Source organism: Delftia sp., from assembly GCF_059499305.1.
In genome coordinates, this window is record NZ_JCABYI010000020.1 from 43447 (window position 1) to 61478 (window position 18032).

At 69.1% G+C, this 18032-nt stretch carries 13 protein-coding genes; 10 read left to right on the top strand and 3 right to left on the bottom strand.

Annotation, left to right across the window (positions count from 1 at the left end; all coding sequences use genetic code 11):
• The first annotated feature begins 4 nt into the window (after nucleotides 1–4).
• From AC5I49_RS11010 to AC5I49_RS11020, 3 genes are all read left to right on the top strand, one after another.
• A complete protein-coding gene (locus AC5I49_RS11010) occupies nucleotides 5–1063 on the top strand; it encodes a Gfo/Idh/MocA family protein (protein WP_495789307.1) in 1059 nt (352 codons plus the stop codon).
• Nucleotides 1064–1118: 55 nt separating this feature from the next.
• On the top strand, nucleotides 1119–1556 hold the full coding sequence (gene aroQ, locus AC5I49_RS11015) for a type II 3-dehydroquinate dehydratase (RefSeq protein ID WP_016451445.1): 438 nt from the start codon (nucleotides 1119–1121) through the stop codon (nucleotides 1554–1556).
• A gap of 84 nt (nucleotides 1557–1640) precedes the next feature.
• The gene (locus AC5I49_RS11020; protein ID WP_280048359.1) at nucleotides 1641–2894 is read left to right on the top strand and encodes an MFS transporter; all 1254 of its coding nucleotides are present in this window, start codon (nucleotides 1641–1643) and stop codon (nucleotides 2892–2894) included.
• A 6-nt stretch (nucleotides 2895–2900) separates the two neighbouring features.
• Here AC5I49_RS11020 and AC5I49_RS11025 read toward each other — a convergent pair whose 3' ends face one another.
• Nucleotides 2901–3557 carry a GntR family transcriptional regulator gene (locus AC5I49_RS11025; protein ID WP_043821229.1) on the bottom strand — a complete coding sequence of 219 codons (657 nt, stop codon included), beginning with the start codon at nucleotides 3555–3557 and terminating at the stop codon, nucleotides 2901–2903.
• A 188-nt stretch (nucleotides 3558–3745) separates the two neighbouring features.
• On the opposite strand from AC5I49_RS11025, the gene AC5I49_RS11030 reads away from it, so the two are divergent.
• Genes AC5I49_RS11030 through AC5I49_RS11040 form a run of 3 tightly spaced genes read left to right on the top strand, consistent with a single transcriptional unit; the run spans nucleotide 3746 to nucleotide 6372 of the window.
• Complete coding sequence (locus AC5I49_RS11030) at nucleotides 3746–4624, top strand: NAD(P)-dependent oxidoreductase (protein ID WP_495789308.1); 879 nt, start codon at nucleotides 3746–3748, stop codon at nucleotides 4622–4624.
• 47 nt (nucleotides 4625–4671) lie between these two features.
• Nucleotides 4672–5658, top strand: a complete 987-nt coding sequence (locus AC5I49_RS11035; RefSeq protein ID WP_495789309.1) for a Bug family tripartite tricarboxylate transporter substrate binding protein — start codon at nucleotides 4672–4674, stop codon at nucleotides 5656–5658.
• A gap of 39 nt (nucleotides 5659–5697) precedes the next feature.
• Nucleotides 5698–6372, top strand: a complete 675-nt coding sequence (locus AC5I49_RS11040) for an RraA family protein (protein WP_495789310.1) — start codon at nucleotides 5698–5700, stop codon at nucleotides 6370–6372.
• 55 nt (nucleotides 6373–6427) lie between these two features.
• Here AC5I49_RS11040 and AC5I49_RS11045 read toward each other — a convergent pair whose 3' ends face one another.
• Nucleotides 6428–6766, bottom strand: coding sequence for a DUF6616 family protein (locus tag AC5I49_RS11045; protein WP_495789311.1), 339 nt, complete (start codon nucleotides 6764–6766; stop codon nucleotides 6428–6430).
• Nucleotides 6767–6979: 213 nt separating this feature from the next.
• On the opposite strand from AC5I49_RS11045, the gene AC5I49_RS11050 reads away from it, so the two are divergent.
• Together AC5I49_RS11050 and AC5I49_RS11055 are read left to right on the top strand one after the other, a co-directional pair.
• Nucleotides 6980–8494 (top strand): leucyl aminopeptidase family protein, encoded by a 1515-nt coding sequence (locus AC5I49_RS11050; RefSeq protein WP_495789312.1) that lies wholly within the window; start codon nucleotides 6980–6982, stop codon nucleotides 8492–8494.
• Between the two features lie 115 nt (nucleotides 8495–8609).
• Nucleotides 8610–10280, top strand: coding sequence for an ABC transporter substrate-binding protein (locus AC5I49_RS11055; RefSeq protein WP_495789313.1), 1671 nt, complete (start codon nucleotides 8610–8612; stop codon nucleotides 10278–10280).
• Between the two features lie 2 nt (nucleotides 10281–10282).
• Here AC5I49_RS11055 and dmeF read toward each other — a convergent pair whose 3' ends face one another.
• Entirely contained in the window at nucleotides 10283–11323 is a 1041-nt protein-coding gene (dmeF, locus tag AC5I49_RS11060; RefSeq protein WP_495789314.1) for a CDF family Co(II)/Ni(II) efflux transporter DmeF, read from the bottom strand.
• 45 nt (nucleotides 11324–11368) lie between these two features.
• Between dmeF and AC5I49_RS11065 the strand changes: the two genes are divergently transcribed.
• Complete coding sequence (locus tag AC5I49_RS11065; RefSeq protein ID WP_026062191.1) at nucleotides 11369–11644, top strand: metal/formaldehyde-sensitive transcriptional repressor; 276 nt, start codon at nucleotides 11369–11371, stop codon at nucleotides 11642–11644.
• A gap of 197 nt (nucleotides 11645–11841) precedes the next feature.
• Nucleotides 11842–17919 carry an anti-phage protein ProA gene (gene proA, locus AC5I49_RS11070; RefSeq protein WP_495789315.1) on the top strand — a complete coding sequence of 2026 codons (6078 nt, stop codon included), beginning with the start codon at nucleotides 11842–11844 and terminating at the stop codon, nucleotides 17917–17919.
• The last annotated feature ends 113 nt before the right edge of the window (nucleotides 17920–18032 follow it).

Genomic DNA, 18032 nt, shown 5'->3' on the forward strand with positions numbered 1-18032 from the left:
TGCCATGGCACAGCTGCACCCGCTTCGCATTGCCGTGGCCGGCGCCGGCGCGATCGGCCAGGCCCATATCGCCGCCATCGGGGCCCAGGCGGATTGCCGCCTGTCCGCCATCGTGGACCCGGCGCCCGCAGCCCGGGAGCTTGCCCAAAGGGCCGGGGTGCCGCTGTGGCGCGACCTGGGCGAGCTGATCGCCCATGACCGGCCCGACGCCGTGGTGCTGGCCACGCCCAACCGCCTGCATGCCCCGCAGGCGGCCCAGTGCATGCATGCGCGCCTGCCCGTGCTGCTGGAAAAACCCGTGACCGCCACCGTGGCCGAGGCCCAGCGGCTGGCCGCGCTGGCCGATCGCTGCGGCGCCCGGCTGCTGGTGGGCCACCACCGCGCCCACAGCCCGATCATGGCGCGGGCCGCAGCCCTCATCGCCCAGGGGCGGCTGGGCCGCCTGGTGGCCGTGACCGGTGCGGCCCTGTTCTACAAGCCGGACGCCTATTTCGAGGAAGGCTCCTGGCGTCGCGAGGCCGGTGGCGGCCCCATCCTGCTCAACATGATCCACGAGGTCCACAACCTGCGCATGCTGTGCGGCGACATCGTGGCCGTGCAGGCCTTCGCCTCGCATGCCACGCGCGGTTTTGCCGTGGAAGACACGGTGGCCATCAACCTGCGCTTTGCCAGCGGTGCGCTGGGCAGCTTTGTGCTTTCGGACACGGCCGCCAGCGCGCGCAGCTGGGAGCAGACCTCGCAGGAGAACAAGGCCTATGCCAGCTATGAGGACGAAGACTGCTACCTGGTGGCGGGCACCTTCGGCTCGCTGGCCATACCGAGCATGCGGCTGAAGACCTATGCATCGGCCGGCCAGCGCTCCTGGAATGAGCCCTTCGACCTGGATGTGGCCGCCGTGGAGCGCTCGGACCCGCTGGTGCGCCAGATGGCCCACTTCGCCCAGGTGGCGCGCGGGCAGGCTGAGCCGCTGGTCAGCGTGCACGACGGCCTGCGCAACCTGCAGATCACCGAAGCCATTGCAGAGGCTGCCCGCATGGGCGCCGCCATCGACACCACGGCGTGACCCGGGCACCACCGGCGCGCATCCTCCATCCATGACATCAAGCCACGGAGCCTCCATGAAAAAGATCCTGATGCTGCACGGCATCAACCACAACATGTTCGGCCAGCGCGACCCCGCCCAATACGGCACGGTCACGCTGGCCGAGATCGACGCCTCGCTGCGCAGCCTGGGCAGCCAGCTGGGCTGCGAGGTGGACAGCTTCCAGACCAATTGCGAAGGCGCCATGTGCGATCGCATCCACCAGGGCTTTCGGGACGGCGTCGATGGCGTGCTCATCAACGCCGGCGCCTGGACGCACTACAGCTACGGCATCCGCGACGCGCTGGCCATGCTCACCGTGCCCGTGGTGGAGATCCACATGAGCAACATCCACGCGCGCGAGCCCTTTCGCCACCACTCGGTGTTTGCCGACATCGCCCGGGGCCAGATCTGCGGCTTCGGCGCGGACAGCTATCTGCTGGGCCTGCGGGCCGTGCTTTCCGCCGTCGCATAGGATGCATGGCGCGCAACTGGCCATGTATCGTCCTTCGAACTCCCTCGCTCGACGCGCTGCATGCCGTGACCAGGCTTCATTGAGATGAACTTCGCCGATCCCGGCCCGCGCCGCTCCGTTTCCTTTCTTCTGCTGCTGCCGCTGCTGCTGGCCGCGCAGCCGGTCGCCACCGATGGCTATCTGCCGGCGTTGCCCGAGATCGCGCGCGACCTGGGCTCGGCCAGCAGCAGCCTGACCGTGTTCATGCTGGCCTTCGGTGTCGCCCAGCTGGTGTGCGGGCCGCTGGCCGACCGCTTCGGGCGCCGGCCCGTTCTGCTGACGGGTTTGGCCTGCTACACGGCAGCGGCGGCAGGCTGTGCGCTGGCGGGCAGCGCGGACGCACTGGTGGCCTGGCGCGCCGTGCAGGGCGCGGCCATGGCGGCCATCCTGGTGTGCGCACGGGCTGCGGTGCGCGACCTGTATCCGGCCCATGAAGGGCCGCGCATCATGGCCCGCGGCCTGATGGGCCTGGGGCTGGTGGCCCTGGTGGCGCCGATTGCCGGTGCATGGGCAGTCCAGGCCACCGGCTGGCGCTGGGTGCTGGTGGCGATGGGCGTCTACTCGCTGGCTTTGCTGGCACTGTGCTGGCGCACTTTCAGCGAGACGCGGCAAGCGCCGGCGGAGTCTTCTCCGGTCCTCGCATCCTTACCCGTATCCGTATCCGCTGGCGGTGTGCGCCAGGTGATCGCCGACCCCGGCTTTTGCGCCTGGACGGCGCTGGCCGCAGCCACCTACGGCGGCATCTTCTGCTTTTTGCTGCTGTCGCCGATGGTGTACGTCGACCTGTTCGGCCTGTCGCCCGTGCTCTATGGCTGGATTCCAGCGGGCGGCTCGCTGGTCTACATCCTGGGCATCACATGGTGCCGGCGCCTGCTGTCGCGCCACGGGCCGGTGCGCACGGTGCAGCTGGGCGCTTCGCTCAGTCTGCTGGGGCCGTGCATCCAGATCGCCGGCTGCGTGCTGGCGCCGGCCTCGCCCTTTCCACTGCTGCTGGGGCACGCGGTGTATGCGCTGGGCCATGGCCTGCACCAGCCTTGCGGCCAGGCGGGCGCGGTGGGTGGCCTGCCGCCGCAGCTGGCCGGGCGGGCCGTGTCGTGTTCGGGCTTCGCGATCATGTGCGTGGCCTTCTGCGCCGGCCAGCTGGCGGCGCAATTTGTCGATCCGATCATGCGCCACGGTGCCTGGCCGATGGTGTTGCCCATGGCGCTGGCAGGCGTTGTGCTGGTCCTCATCGCCTTTGTCTGGCTGCCGTGGCTGTACCGGGTGCGGTCAGCGCAAAGGGTTCAGCCCCGGTCATGACACCGTTCATGCATCCGCGCGGTATTCACCCCGATGCTTCATGAACCGGTGGTAGGACATGCGCAGGTGCAGCTGCATCACCTGGCGTGCCAGCTCCCCATCCCTGGCACGTACGGCGATCACCAGGTCGCAGTGGTGGTGCAGGCTTTGCACCAGCTCTTCGGGCGTGTAGATGTAGAACGACCGCTTGATGATCGGCATGTCGATCATCGTCGCCAGCATGGTCTTGAGGCGCGGCGAGCCCGATGCCTCGATCAGCGCGTGGTGAAAATCCCGGTTGGCTGACTGCACCTCGCCAATGCCGTCGTGGCCAGCGGCAATGCCGGCCTCCATGCGCTGGTTGCTGGCCTCCAGCTCATCGGCCAGCCCCTCGCCGCCGCGCGTGGCCGCGAGGAACGAGGCGTACGGCTCCAGCAGCATGCGCAGCTGGAAGGTCTCCTCCACATCCCAATCGCTCCACTCCGACACGCGGATACCCTGGCCCGCGCCATCGGTGGCCAGGCCATCTTCCACCAGGCGGTGCAGCGCATTGCGCACCGGCGTGCGGCTCAGTCCCAGGTCGCGGGCAATGGGTTCCTCCTTGAGCTGTTCGCCGGGTCGGTAGTGGCCGCCGATGAGCCGCTGCCGCAGAACCTCGTACGCCTTGTCTTTCACGTTTTGCACTGTGTTTGCACCAGATGGGTGGGGATGGTGCGCCGATTCTAGGTGACGACGGAAGGGCTCTCCGAGCTGCGCTTCATTCCGAAAAATACAAAACAAGTACAAATATTCGAAGTTCTACGGGAAATCTCTAGGAAGAAAAAGGAGATGTGCTCCGTAGACTGCGATAAATGTTTTAAATTTGTATTTTTATGAAGTTCGCAATACTGGGTGGTGGAATGGTCGGCGCCTGCTACATGCAGGCCTTTTTGGAGCAGGGGCACAGCCTGGTGTGCCTGTGCGAGCTGCAGCCCAACGCTGCGGTGGCCGACGCCGTGCAGGCCGCTGGCGCGCAGGTGCATGCCGCGCCCGGCGCCTGGCTGGCCGAGGCCGACGTGGTGGTGAGCGCCGTGTTTGGCACCGTGGCGCGCAGCCTGTTCGAGGCCTGCCTGCCCCATCTGCGCGATGGCGTGGTCTATGTGGACATGACCACGGCCGACCCGCAGGAGATGCGCGAATGCGGCGAGCTGGCCCGGCGCGTCGCCCAGGGCAGGGCGGTGCACTTCGTGGACGTGGCCATCACCGGCGCGGTCAACCTGGGCGGCAGGAAGACGCCGCTGCTCGTGGCCGGTGGCAAGGCCGGTTTTGTACAGGAATTGTTCTTGCCCTTTGGCGGCTCGGTTCGCGTGGTGGGCGGGCAGCCGGGCGATGCTGCCGCGCTCAAGCTCCTGCGCAGCATCTACACCAAGGGGACCGAGGCGCTGGCCGTGGAGTGCCTGGTGACGGCCCAGCAGATGGGCCTGCGCGAGCAGCTGCATGCCGTGCTGCAGGACATCGACGAGACACCGCTGCGCACGCTGATGGAGTCCATGGTGCGCACGCACATCCCGCACTCCGCACGCCGCCGCAACGAGGTGGCCGAGGCCCGGCAGCAGATGGCCCGCAACGGCCTGTCGCCCATCGCCTCGCCCGCCGTCGAGGCGCTGTTCGCCGCCACGGCACGGGCGCATGCGGCCCAACCGTTCACCGGCACCTCCACCGACGAGGCCATCGATTGGCTGGGCAGCCACGTGCTCGCCAGCCAAGCCTGATCAACGTACCCCTGCGCCAACCGACACCAACAAAGGAGACATCCGCAATGACGACCCCGACCCGACGCCGCCTGGCCCTCGCCGGCCTGCTGGCACTGACCGCTGCCGCCATGGCCCCGGCCCATGCCCAGGGCACCTATCCGCAGCGGCCCATCAGGTTCATCGTGCCCTTTCCGGCCGGTGGCGGCACCGACAACCTCACGCGGCTGGTCGGCACCAAGCTCACCGAGGCCCATGGGTGGCCCATCGTGGTGGAGAACAAGCCCGGGGCCGGTGGCAACCTGGCTCTGGACCAGGTGGCCAAGGCCCCCGCCGACGGCCTGACCCTGGTGATGGCGCAGACCGACAACGTGGTGCTCAACCCGCTGCTGTACTCCAAGCTCACCTACAACCCCGACAAGGACCTGCGCGCCGTGGCCCTGGTCGCAGCCGGCCCGGCCGTGCTCGTGGTGAATGCCGATTCGCCGTACAAGTCCCTGGACGCCATCGTCCAGGCGGCGAAGAAGGACCCCGGGCGCCTGAGCTTTGCCACGCCGGGCACCGGCACCATTTCGCACCTCATCAGCGAGGCCTGGCAGAAAAGCTCGAATGTGAAGTTCACCCACGTGCCGTTTCGCGGCATGGCGCAGGCCATGCCCGACCTGCTGGGCGGGCGCATCGACATGTACATGGGCTCCATCCCCACGCTGCTGTCGCACATCCAGTCGGGCAAGGTGCGCGCCATCGGCGTGACCACCGCGAGCCGCTCCAAGCTGCTGCCCGACGTGCCGACCTACACCGAATCCGGCATCAAGGGCGTGGAGCTGGCCAGCGTGTGGGGCGTGATGGCCCCGGCCGGCACCTCCGACGCCATCGTCAAGCAGCTCAACGAGGCCATCAACAAGGTGGTGAACGCACCCGACACGGCCAGGAAGATCGCCGACTCCGGCGCCGAACTCATCACCGGCACACCGCAGGACATGGCCAGGCTCTACGCCAGCGACCGCGCACGCCTGGCACCCATCGTCAAGAGCTCTGGCACCACGCTCGATTGAGCGGCACGGCTTTCATTCCATCACTCTGAGCACCACACCATGATCGGTCTTCAAATTCTGAAGCGGCAGCGCGCTGTCAGCCTTGATATTGCCAGGCGCTATCTCGACGTGCCTGTTGCCAACGTCAGCGACTGCATGGCCCGCATGACGGCGGGCGGCGCGCGGTTGCGCCCCATGCACGGCGGCGGGCGCATGGCCGGCCCCGCGCTGACCATCAAGACACGCCCGGGCGACAACCTCATGCTCCACAAGGCACTTCAACTGGCCAGCCCAGGTGACGTGATCGTGGTGGATGCCGGTGGCGACCTCACCAACGCACTCATCGGAGAAATCATGGTGGGAGACGCCATGCGTCGCCAGCTGGGCGGCGTCGTGATCAACGGCGCGATCCGCGACGCGGCATGGATTCGTGCTGGCAGCTTCCCGGTATTCGCCGCGGGCGTCACGCACCGCGGACCCTACAAGGACGGCCCGGGCGAAATCAATGTGCCTATCGCCATCGATGGCATGGTGATCGAGCCCGGTGACCTCATGATTGGCGATGACGACGGCTTGCTGTGCGTACCCTATGCGCAAGCGCAGGCCCTGCTGGATGCAGCACATGGAAAACAGATGGTTGAGGCCAAGATGGTGGCCGACATCGCTGCCGGTACCTACAGCGCGCCATGGATCGACGAGACGCTCAAGCGTCTGGGCTGCCCGATTCAGCCGTAGCGCCGGCGCTGCAGCATCCATCCTGCACCCATTCATCACCCATCGCCCGTCCGCCTCAGACCTCGGCCAGCGCCTTCAGATGGCTTTCCAGGCCACCGGTGCCGCTGGCCGCGTTCACATGGTCGAAGTAGCCGTACCAGCCGCTGGCCTTGATGCCCGCCAGCAGGGCATCGCGCGCGGCGGTATCGGGAAAGCGCCAGATGCCCAGGAAGCGGTGCGGGCTGGCCTGGTCCAGGCCGCTCTCGGTCTCGGCCAGGGCCAGCACCTGCACGCCCATGGCGGCCAGCCCGCCCATGGCGCTGGCAACCCCTTCCAGAAACTGCTGGCGCTGCGCGGCGGGCAGGGCCAGCCAGGCGGGGTTGGGGGAATAGAGCTCGACCAGATAGTGGGACATGGTGTTTCCTGGGGTTGAGGCGCTGTGCGCCGGGTGTGATGCTGGCATATTGTATGTCGGCTAATTATATGTTGGCGCCATGGCATGCAGCCTGTGCCGTCGATGGCAGTGCTCTGGCGCTGCCTTCCATCAGGGGTTTGCGCATATCCATATGCGGCAGGCTTGTTTGCGATGGCCGGGCTGGCCTTTAGGCTGGCGCGCTTTGACCACGCCATGTCCAGCCCTGTCACAACCGTCCATTCCGATTCCCGCCCCGGCGCTTTTGCCATTTCATCCCAACCCGCCACGGCCTTGCACCGTGCCACGCCCGCCACTCTGGCGGCCGTGCTGGAGCAACTGCCTCCGGCCCAGGCCCGATGGGCGCGCGCCGCAGGCTTTGATGCGCAGCCGGGCCGCATCCTGCTGTTGCCCGGCATGCAGGCTGAAGTGCAGAGGGAAGTGCAGAGGGAAGGGCAGGGCGAGGGCACTGCCCTCGCTGGCGTGCTGGTCGGCGTGGACCCGGACCAGCCGCTGTGGCAACTGGCCGGCCTGCCGGCTGCGCTGCCGGCCGGCACCTACACAATCACCGATGCGGATGAGGCTCAGAGGCCGCATTTGCTCCTGGGCTGGGCACTGGGCGCGTTGCCATCGACCCGCCAGGCGCGGCAGGCGGATGCGGCAACCGCTCCATCACTCGCTCTATCACTCGCTCGGTTGGTGGCAAGCCCCGATGAGCAGGCCGCCGTCGCGCCAATGGCCGCCGCCATTGGCGAGGTGCGGCGGCTGGTCAACCTGCCTGCCAACCAGCTGGGCCCCGAACAGCTGGCCCAGGCCGTGGCCGACCTGGCCGCGCGCCATGGCGCGCGCTACCGGCAATGGGTGGGCGACGAGCTGCCCGCCGCAGGCTTTGCCCTGGTGCACGCCGTGGGCCGGGCGGCCCAGACGGCGGCCCAGGCGCCGCGCGTGGCCGAGCTGACCTGGGGCGATGCCGCGCTGCCCCATGTGGTGCTCATCGGCAAGGGCGTGTGCTTTGACTCCGGCGGGCTGGACCTCAAGCCCGCCGCAGGCATGCGCTGGATGAAGAAGGACATGGGCGGCGCCGCACACGCCCTGGCCCTGGCCGATCTGCTGATGCAGGCGGGCCTGCCCATCCACCTGAAGCTGCTGGTGCCTGCGGTGGAGAACGCCGTGGGTGCCGGTGCGCTGCGGCCCGGCGACATCATCGAGGCCGGTGACGGCCGGCGCGTGGAGATCGAGAACACCGATGCCGAAGGCCGGCTCCTGCTGGCCGATGCGCTGCACCACGCCATTCGCAGCGCGCCCACGCCGCCCGCGCTGCTGATCGACCTGGCCACGCTCACGGGCGCTGCGCGCACGGCGCTGGGGCCGGACCTGCCCGCGCTGTTCAGCAACCATGACGGCTGGGCCGATGAGCTGCTGGCCCAGGGCCGCGCGCAGGCCGACCCGCTGTGGCGCCTGCCCCTGTGGGCGCCGTACCGCCGCATGCTCCGCTCCGACCAGGCCGACCTGCTCAACGCCGCCAGCACGCCACAGGGCGGCGCCATCACGGCTGCGCTGTTCCTGGAGAGCTTTGTGCCGCCCGAGCTGCCCTGGCTGCACCTGGACCTGTTCGCCTGGAATCTGGAGGAGCGCCCCGGCCGGCCCAGGGGCGGCGAAGCCCAGGGCCTGCGCGCGCTGTACGCCCTGCTGTCGCAGCGCTTTGCATCTGCGCGCAGCGCATTTGCATAGGCGCAATCGGGCTTTGCGGCGGGCTGGTGGCTCCACACAATCGGCCGTCTGGTGCAGCCGGCGCGGCACCCGCCGCCGCCTTTCTGCGATCTTGTTCCGGCTGCCAGGACACTTCATGACCCAAAGACGCTTCCTGCCTCGCCTTTCCCTGCTGCGCACCCACTTGCGCACCCTGCGAACTTCCGCACTGCTCCCCGCCCTGGCCGCAGCCTTGCTGTGCGTACCGCCCGCCCAGGCCGAAACCCTGCGCTGGGCTCGCTCCACCGACGCATCCACGCTGGACCCGCACGCGCTGAACAACGGCCCCAACCACAACCTGCTGCACCAGATCTACGAGCCGCTGATCATCCGCACGGCCGATGGCAAGCTGCTGCCCACCCTGGCCACGTCCTGGGCGCTGACTGCCGACCCCTCGGTCTGGGAGTTCAAGCTGCGCAAGGGCGTGAAGTTTCATGACGGCAGCCTGTTCACGGCCGACGACGTGCTGTTCTCGCTGCGCCGCGCGCGCTCGGCCACCTCGGACATGCGCTCGCTGCTGACCTCGATCACCGACGTGACCAAGGTCGATGCCTTCACCGTGCACATCAGGACCAACGGGCCCAACCCGCTGCTGCCGGCCAGCCTCATCAACATCCAGATCCTGAGCGCCGCCTGGGCCAAGGCCCATGGTGCCGAGCAGCCGCAGAACGCGCTGGCCAAGGAAGAGAACGACGCCACGCGCAACGCCAACGGCACGGGGCCCTACGTCATCGCCTCGCGCGAGCAGGACACGCGCACCGTGCTGCGGCAGTTTCCCGGCTACTGGGGCAAGGGGCTGTTCCCGCTGGAGATCGACGAACTGGTCTACCTGCCCATCAAGTCCCAGGCCACGCGCGTGGCGGCGCTGCTGTCGGGCGAGGTGGACTTCGTGCAGGACCTGCCCATCCAGGACATTGCGCGCCTGAGCGCCGACCCGCGCTTTCGCATCAACCAGGCCGCCGAGAACCGCACCATCTTCCTGGGCCTGAACGTGGGCGCCGCCCCGCTGTCGCATTCCGATGTGAAGGACAAGAACCCGCTGGCTGACCTGCGCGTGCGCCAGGCCTTCCAGCTGGCCATAGACCGGCAGGCCATACAGCGCGCCGTGATGCGCGGCCTGTCCGTGCCCACCAACATCATTGCGCCGCCCTTTGTGCATGGCTACGAGAAATCCTTTGGCGCCGTGGGCAAGACCGACTTGGCCCAGGCCAGGAAGCTGCTGGCCGAGGCCGGCTATCCCAACGGCTTCGGCATCACCCTGCATTGCACGAACGACCGCTACCTGAACGACGAGGCCATCTGCCAGGCCATCGCCGGCTTTTTGGGCCGCATCGGCGTGAAGACGGCCGTGTCGTCCCGGCCGCTGGCCATCCAGACGGCGGCCATCAACAACCAGGAGACGGATTTCTACCTCTACGGCTGGGGCGTGCCCACCTATGACTCGGCCTATGTCTTCGACTACCTGGTGCACACGCGCGGCAAGAACGGCCGGGGCAACACCAATGCCACGCGCTACAGCAATGCCGAGCTGGACAGCCAGATCGTCTCCCTGGCCTCCGAGGGCGATGCGCGCAAGCGCGATGCCACCATCCACTCCATCTGGAGCACGGTGCAAAAGGAGCTGATCTACCTGCCGCTGCACGACCAGATCCAGACCTATGCCATGGTGCGCAAGTTCGACATCCCGGTGAATCCGTCGAACACGCCTTACTTCAAGCTGTTCAAGCAGCCCGGTGCGCGCCAGGCTGCGGTGGCCGGCGCGCAGTAGGCTCAGTGTGTCGCAGCCGGCTGCGGCCGGTTGACCTCCACCGTGACGTGGACCAGTTCCTCGTGCACGCCAAGCAACTGGCGCACGGCATCGGGGTCCACGCCTGCGGGCGCGTCCAGTGCCACGATGCAGGCGTAGCGCGCCTTGCCCACGCGCCAGACATGCAGGTCGGAGATCTGCGCGGCAAACGGCGCCTGGGCGATGGCCTCACGCACCTCGCTGACCACGGGGGCGTGCATCTCGGCGTCCAGCAGCACGCGGCTGCTGTCGCGCAGCAGGCCCATGGCCCATGCCGCCACCAGCACGGCGCCGGCCAGGCCCATGGCCGGGTCCAGCCATCCCAGGCCCCAGGCCATGCCGCCGAACAGGGCGGCGATGGCCATCACCGAGGTGGCGGCATCGGCCAGCACATGCAGGTAGGCCGAGCGCAGATTGAGATCGCCGTGGTCGCCATGGTCACCGTGGTCGCCGTGATGGCTGTCGCCCGCGTGGCCGCCGTGCGCATGCCTGCCGTGCCCGTGGTGATGGCCGCGGTCGTGACCATGCCCATGACCATGGTGATGCCCGTGCCCGCCCTTCAACAGCCAGGCGCAGACTAGGTTGACCAGCAGGCCCAGCGCGGCCACGCCCAGGGCCTGCTCGTAATGGATGGGCGAGGGCGAGAACAGGCGCTGCACCGACTGCCAGGCCATGCCGCCCGCCACCAGCAGCAGCAAGATGGCGCTGGTGTAGCCGGCCAGCACCTCGATCTTCCAGGTGCCGAAGGCAAAGCGCGTATCGCCCGCCAATCTGCGCGCGGCCGCATAGGCGCCAGCTGAGAGCCCCAGCGCCAGCGCGTGCGATCCCATGTGCCAGCCATCGGCCAGCAGCGCCATGGAGTTGAATCCGTACCCGCCTGCGATCTCCCCGACCATCATGGCCGCCGTCAGCCCCGCAGCCAGCATGGCACGGCGCTCGCCCAGCGGGTTGCCTTCGTCGAAACGGTGTGAATGCTGCCTGGCGCTGGCGCCGCCAGCGGTCGAGAGGGATGGAATGCTGCGCATGCAGATACTGTACCCCAGTATATGCAGGCGCCTAGAATGGCCTTCATGGCACATACGATTCAGAACAAGAAGCGCTTGCTCACGCGCATCCGCCGCATCCAGGGCCAGGCCCAGGCGCTGGAGCGCGCGCTCGAGGCCGAGCACGACTGCGCGGCCATCCTCCAGCAACTGGCAGCCGTGCGCGGCGCCGTCAACGGCATGATCTTCGAGGTGCTCGAGGGCCATGTGCGCACCCATCTGGCCGATGGCACGGCCGGCGGCCAGGCCCGTGATGACGACGTGGACCTTGTGCTGTCGGTGATGCGCTCGTACATGAAGTGATTGATGAAGTGATGGCCGGCCCTGCGGATTGGCGCTCTCGGCGCGGTTTCCTGCTCTCATTTTTTGCAAACAGTGACCCCTGAAAACCGCCCATCTCGGACACGGCGCCTCATTCGCAGCGGACAATCGTCGGGCCAGGAATATGACGGGATTTCGACAGTTCCCGCCGCCTGCTGGCCAGCCAAGGACTACCGCGCATGACAGAAGACCCCCGCCGAGATTCCCCCGCAGATGCCGCCCCCGCCGCCGCCCAGGCGCCGCAGACGGCCCCGCAGCTGCGCATCGGCACCGTCGCCAAGCTCAATCTCGCCGACTTCCAGAACGCCGTGCCCGCGCTGCTGGAGCTGGCCATCGTCAACGAGGGCGATCTGCCGCTGCAGGCGCTGAGCCTGCATCTGGCCTCGGAGCCTGCCTTCATCAAGCCGCGCACCTGGCGCCTGGAGTCGGTGGCCGCGCACAGCACCTATGCGCTGACCGACCTGGATGTGGCGCTGGACGGCGCCTTGCTCTCGCGCCTGACCGAGGCCGAGCCCGCCGTGCTGCGGCTGGAGCTGCGCAGCGGCCAGCCGGCACAGACGGTGCTGGCCCGGCACGAACACCCGCTGGAACTGCTGGCCCGCAACCAGTGGGGCGGCCTGGGGCATTTGCCCGAGATGGTGGCGGCCTTCGTGCAACCCAACGATCCGGCCGTGGACCGCGTCCTCAAGGGCGCGGCGCAGGCGCTGGAGGCGGCGGGCAAGTCCGGCGCCATCAACGGCTATGAACAGGGGCCGCAGCGGGCCTGGGAACTGGCCTCGGCCATCTGGACCTCCGTGCTCCAGAAGAAACTCAACTACGCGCTGCCGCCGGCCAGCTTCGAGCATGCGGGCCAGAAGATACGCGGCGCGACCCAGGTGCTGGATGCGGGCCTGGCCACCTGCCTGGACCTGACGCTGCTGTTCGCCTCCTGCCTGGAGCAGGCGCACCTGAACCCGCTGCTGGTCTTCACGCGCGGCCATGCCTTCGTGGGCCTGTGGCTGGGCAGGCAGGAATTCTCGACCGCCGTGGTCGATGACATCACGGCCGTGCGCAAGCGGCTCAAGCTGCAGGAGCTGGTGGTCTTCGAGACCACGCTGGCCGCGCAAGGCCAGGCCGTGGCCTTCAGCCAGGCCATTGCCCAGGGCGCGCGCCAGCTGGCCGAAGAGCATGAGGACCAGTTCGAGCTGCTGGTGGACGTGCGGCGCGCACGCATGCAGCGCATCCGCCCGCTGGCGCTGGCCCAGCCGCAGGACGCCGCGCCCGAGGCCGGCGAAGGCCAGGCCGAGCCACGGCTCACCGTGGAGCCGCCGCCCGAACTCCTGGCGCAGGCGCAGGCACGCGAAGTGCCCACCTCCCAGCTCGATCCCAAGGACAGGCTGGCGCGCTGGCAGCGCCGGCTGCTGGACCTGTCGCTGCGCAATGCCCTGCTCAACTTCAAGCCCGGCAAGAAATCGCTGCTGCTGCAGGTGGCCGCGCCCGCGCTGGAGGACACGCTGGCCCGGGGCCAGGTGCTCAAGCTGCTGCCCAGCCCCGAGCTCATGCAGGGCAAGGACCCGCGCAGCCAGCCATTGCACGAGGCGCGCAGCCTGGAAGACCTGCGCGGCGCGCACGCCGAAGAGGCGCTGCAGCGGCGCGAGGTCTTCATCGACCTGGAGCCGCTGGAGCTGGACAGCCGCTTTGTGGAGCTGTTTCGCGGCGCGCGCAACGCGCTGCAGGAAGGCGGCGCCAACACCTTGTTCGTGGCCCTGGGCTTTCTGGTCTGGAGCCGGCCCGACAAGCCCGATGTGCGCGTGCGCGCGCCGCTGATCCTGCTGCCCGTCACGCTGGAGCGCAAGAGCGCGCGCTCGGGCTTCACGCTGCAGGCGCATGAGGACGAGCCGCGCTTCAACCCCACGCTGGTCGAGATGCTGCGCCAGGACTTCCAGCTGGAGCTGGGCGTGCCCGCAGGCGACCTGCCGCGCGACGAGGCCGGACTGGACATCACCGGCATCTGGGCCCGCGTGCGCGAGGCGATCAAGGACGTGCGCGGCTGGGAGGTCAGCGAGGACGTGGTGCTGTCCATGTTCTCCTTCGCCAAATACCTGATGTGGAAGGACCTGGCCGAGCGCGCCGAGCAGCTGCGCAGCTCGCCCGTGGTCGCCCACCTGATCGACACGCCGCGCGAGCCCTATCGCTCGGAGATCGCCTTTCCCGACACGCGGCGGCTGGACCAGGAGTTCGCGCCGCAGCAGGTCTTCAGCCCGCTGCCGGCCGATTCATCGCAGCTGTCGGCCGTGATGGCCGCTGCGCGCGGCAAGGACTTCGTGCTCATCGGCCCGCCGGGCACGGGCAAGAGCCAGACCATTGCCAACCTGATCGCGCAATGCCTGGCCGAGGACAAGCGCGTGCTCTTCGTGGCCGAGAAAATCGCCGCGCTGGACGTGGTCTACCGCCGCCTGCGCGAAGTGGGCCTGGGCGAGTTCTGCCTGGAGCTGCACTCCAACAAGAGCCGCAAGCTCGACGTGCTGGGCCAGTTGCAGAAATCCTGGGACTCGCATGGCCAGGTGGATGCCGAGGCCTGGGCCGCCAAGGCCAGCCAGCTCGGCCGCCTGCGCGAGCAGCTGTCGGCCTATGTGGAGCGCCTGCACCGGCGCCACGCCAACGGCTGGACCATCTACCGCGCCATTGGCGCCGTGGCCGGTGGCCAGGCGCTGCCGCGCCTGGGATTTCACTGGCCCACGCCCCAGGCCCATGACGAAGCGGGCCTGGCCCTTTTGCGCGAGACTGCGGGCCGCCTGCAGGCCAATGCCCAGGCCGTGGGCGCGCAGCATCTGAAGGACGGGCCGCTGGCCACGGTGCAGGCCAGCGACTGGTCCGTGCGCTGGCAGCAGCAGATGGTGGATGCCGCCCAGGCCCTGCACGATGCAGGCCAGGGCTTTGCCGAGGCGGCGCAGCAGCTGGGCCGGCTGCTGCGCATCGAGTGGCCGGCGCTGGGACGCCAGGCGCGCTCGGCGCTGGGCGTGATCGCGCGCGCGCTGCCTGCGGCCGCAGGCCGCAACCTGGCTTTCTGCGTGCTGCCTGACGGCGCGCGCATTGGCGAATCCCTGCAATCGGGCCTGCAGCTGCTGGCGCAGCACGGTGATCTGTCCGCACAGATGCTGGCGCCCTGGCCGGCCGAGCTGCAGGCGCGCCTGGCCCAGGCGCTGGACCTGCTGGCGCAGCGCCGGCGCCTGCAGGCCGGGCTGGGCACGCCCTGGCCCGTGGCCCTGGGCGACGAGCTGGAACGCGGCCTGCAGTGCATCGACGAGATCGCGGCGCTGCGCCAGGGCCTGTCCGTCAAGTACGGCGCGGGCGTGGGCCAGCTCAATGTCTCGCAGCTGCAGCGCGAATGGGCCAGGGCCGGCAAGTCCTTGTGGCCGCTGTCCTGGCTGGGCCGGCGCAAGGTGCGCGCGGCGCTGGAGGCCACCATCGAAGGCGCGGGCGAGCCGCGCGTGGCCGATGACCTGGCCGCCCTGGTGCGCATCCGGGGCCTGCGAGAGGAACTGGACCAGATCCAGCCCGGCGCCGCAGCCGACGGCCTGTGGGCCGGACACCGCACGCGCACCGACCATGCGCGCAGCGCCTTGAAGGCCAATGCGGCCCTGCTGGCCGCGCGCGCGCAGAAGTCCTTCTCGCTCGATGGACTGGAGGCCGTGGCCGAAGGCCATGGCGGCGAGCGCTGGGCTGCCGAAGTGCAGCGCCTGCAGGCCCTGTACCAGATCGACCGCCAGCTCGATGGCTACCTGCCGCTGGCCGATGCCAGCCACGGCCTGTGGCGCGGCCTGGAAACCGATGCCCAGGCCTTGCAGGACGCGCTGGCCTTCGAGCGCGAGCGCCTGCAACTGACGCGGCGCGGCAGCCTGATGGCATCGCACGCCGCCGTGGCCCAGGGCCGCTGTGGCGCGGCGCTGCAGCAGGCCCACGCGCAGCTGGCGGCCCGCAGCGCCATCGAGGAACAGCTGCTGGCGCTGGACGAGCTGCGCTTGCGCTGCCCCGGCGTCTGGGACGGCCTGGACACGCGCCCGCAAGCCGTGGAGCATGCGCTGCGCCTGCAGGGATCGCTGCAGGCAGGGCTGACCGGGCTGGGCTGGCAGGAGGCCGAGCTGGCCCAGGCACGCCAGGCGCTGCACCAGGTGCTGGCCTTGCGCAGCGCCGAGCTGGGCGAGGGCGCCGCGATCGGCATGGCCTGCCAGCAGTTGCTGGACAGCCTGGCCGGCCTGCACGCGGCCATAGACCCCTTCAGTGTGGCGGCAGCCCATGGCGAGCCGCAGCAGCGTGCCCTGGCCCAGCGCACCGCCGAGCAACTGGCGGCCACGGCGGGCGGCGTGCTGGCCGGGCAGGGCGGCCTGCATGCCTGGTGCGCCTGGCGCAATGCCCAGGCCGCGGCCCGCGCGGGCGGGCTGGGTGCGCTGGCCGACGCCATCGAGTCCGGCAGCCTGGAACCGGCCCAGGCGCCCCAGGCCTTCGAGGTCAACTACGCGCGCTGGTGGCTGGCGCTGGCCGTGGACGAGGACGAGGTGCTCAAGCGCTTCGTCTCTGCCGAGCATGAGCGGCGCATTGCCGACTTCCGCGCGCTGGACGATGAATTCACCTCCGTCACGCGCCAGTGGATACGTGCGCGGCTGTGCGCGGGCCTGCCGTCGGCCGACAGCATCCAGCGCAACAGCGAGTGGGGCATCCTGCGGCGCGAGATCACCAAGAAGCGCCAGCACCTGCCGCTGCGCCAGCTGCTGGAGCAGATCCCGTCGGCCGTGCTGCGCCTGACGCCCTGCCTGCTGATGAGCCCGCTGTCCATTGCCCAGTACCTGAGCGCCGAGACCAGCAACTTCGACATCGTCATCTTCGACGAGGCCTCGCAGATCCCCGTCTGGGACGCCATCGGCGCCATGGCGCGTGCCAGGCAGGTGGTCATGGTGGGCGACCCCAAGCAACTGCCGCCCACCAGCTTCTTCGGCCGCGCCGACACCTCCGACACCTTCGACGACGACACGCAGGGCGTGGAAAGCGACATGGAAAGCATCCTGGACGAATGCCTGGGCGCCAGCCTGCCCACGCGCAACCTGTCGTGGCACTACCGCTCGCGCCATGAAAGCCTGATCGCCTTCAGCAACCACCGCTACTACGGCGGCGGGCTGGTGACCTTTCCCTCGCCCGTCACCGATGACCGCGCCGTCAGCTTCCACGCCGTGCAGGGCCGCTATGAAAAAGGTGGCGCCCGCATCAACCAGCCCGAGGCCAAGGCCCTGGTGGCCGACCTGGTGGCGCGGCTGAAGTCGCCGGGGTTTGCGCAGTCGGGTGCCACCATCGGCGTGGTCACCTTCAACTCCGAGCAGCAAAGCCTGATCGAGGACCTGCTGGACGAAGAGCGGCGCAAGGACCCGGGGCTGGAGCCGTTTTTCTCCGATGCGCTGCTGGAGCCCGTCTTCGTCAAGAACCTGGAAAGCGTGCAGGGCGACGAGCGGGACATCATGTACTTTTCCATCACCTACGGGCCCGATATCTCGGGCGCGGTGTCCATGAACTTCGGCCCGCTCAACCGCGACGGCGGCGAGCGGCGGCTGAACGTGGCGGTGACGCGCGCGCGGCAGGAGCTGCGCATCTTCTCCAGCCTGCGCGGCGAGCAGATGGACCTGTCGCGCACCCAGGCGGCGGGCGTGCGCGATCTCAAGCACTTCCTGGAATTTGCCGAGCGCGGCCCGCGCGCGCTGGCCGAGTCGCACCATGGCAGCCAGGGCGATTTCGACAGCCCCTTCGAGGCCAGCGTGGCCCAGGCGCTGGAGCGCAAGGGCTGGCGCGTGCACACGCAGATCGGCGCATCCTCGTTCCGCGTGGACCTGGGCGTGGTGCACCCGGACCATGCGGGCAGCTACCTGGCGGGCGTGGAGTGCGACGGCGCCACCTACCACCGCTCGGCCACGGCGCGCGACCGCGACAAGCTGCGCGAGCAGGTGTTGCGCGGCCTGGGCTGGCAGATTCTGCGCATCTGGTCCACGGACTGGTGGGTCAACCCGGGCGGAACGCTGGAGCGCATCCACGCGGCGCTGACCGCGCTGCTGGAGCAGGACCGGCGCAAGCGTGCGGCCGAGGTTGTAGAGGTTGCCGAGGTGCCGCAGGCGGCTGCAGTCGCCAAGGCAGAGCCAGCGCCAGAGACGCCTGAGTCGTCCGAGTCCTCCGAGCCCTCCGCGTCCTCTGAGTGGCCCGAGGCATCCGTGGAGGACGGCGAGGCACATAAGGTCTGAAAGTCGGCCGTGCGCATGAAATGGGCACTTGCTGAAGCCAGAGACACCAAGGAAGGGCCGCCCCCGCACCGAGGGTGTCGTCCCCCTCCCCCGCAAAGCGGGTAGAGAGGGGG

Excerpts from the sequence above, each read along its gene's own strand:
- AC5I49_RS11040 (WP_495789310.1), top strand. The coding sequence starts at position 5,698 with ATGATCGGTCTTCAAATTCTGAAGCGGCAGCGCGCTGTCAGCCTTGAT.
- aroQ (WP_016451445.1), top strand. The coding sequence starts at position 1,119 with ATGAAAAAGATCCTGATGCTGCACGGCATCAACCACAACATGTTCGGC.
- AC5I49_RS11045 (WP_495789311.1), bottom strand. The coding sequence starts at position 6,766 with ATGTCCCACTATCTGGTCGAGCTCTATTCCCCCAACCCCGCCTGGCTG.
- AC5I49_RS11035 (WP_495789309.1), top strand. The coding sequence starts at position 4,672 with ATGACGACCCCGACCCGACGCCGCCTGGCCCTCGCCGGCCTGCTGGCA.
- AC5I49_RS11020 (WP_280048359.1), top strand. The coding sequence starts at position 1,641 with ATGAACTTCGCCGATCCCGGCCCGCGCCGCTCCGTTTCCTTTCTTCTG.
- proA (WP_495789315.1), top strand. The coding sequence starts at position 11,842 with ATGACAGAAGACCCCCGCCGAGATTCCCCCGCAGATGCCGCCCCCGCC.
- AC5I49_RS11055 (WP_495789313.1), top strand. The coding sequence starts at position 8,610 with ATGACCCAAAGACGCTTCCTGCCTCGCCTTTCCCTGCTGCGCACCCAC.
- AC5I49_RS11065 (WP_026062191.1), top strand. The coding sequence starts at position 11,369 with ATGGCACATACGATTCAGAACAAGAAGCGCTTGCTCACGCGCATCCGC.
- dmeF (WP_495789314.1), bottom strand. The coding sequence starts at position 11,323 with ATGCGCAGCATTCCATCCCTCTCGACCGCTGGCGGCGCCAGCGCCAGG.
- AC5I49_RS11010 (WP_495789307.1), top strand. The coding sequence starts at position 5 with ATGGCACAGCTGCACCCGCTTCGCATTGCCGTGGCCGGCGCCGGCGCG.
- AC5I49_RS11050 (WP_495789312.1), top strand. The coding sequence starts at position 6,980 with ATGTCCAGCCCTGTCACAACCGTCCATTCCGATTCCCGCCCCGGCGCT.
- AC5I49_RS11030 (WP_495789308.1), top strand. The coding sequence starts at position 3,746 with ATGAAGTTCGCAATACTGGGTGGTGGAATGGTCGGCGCCTGCTACATG.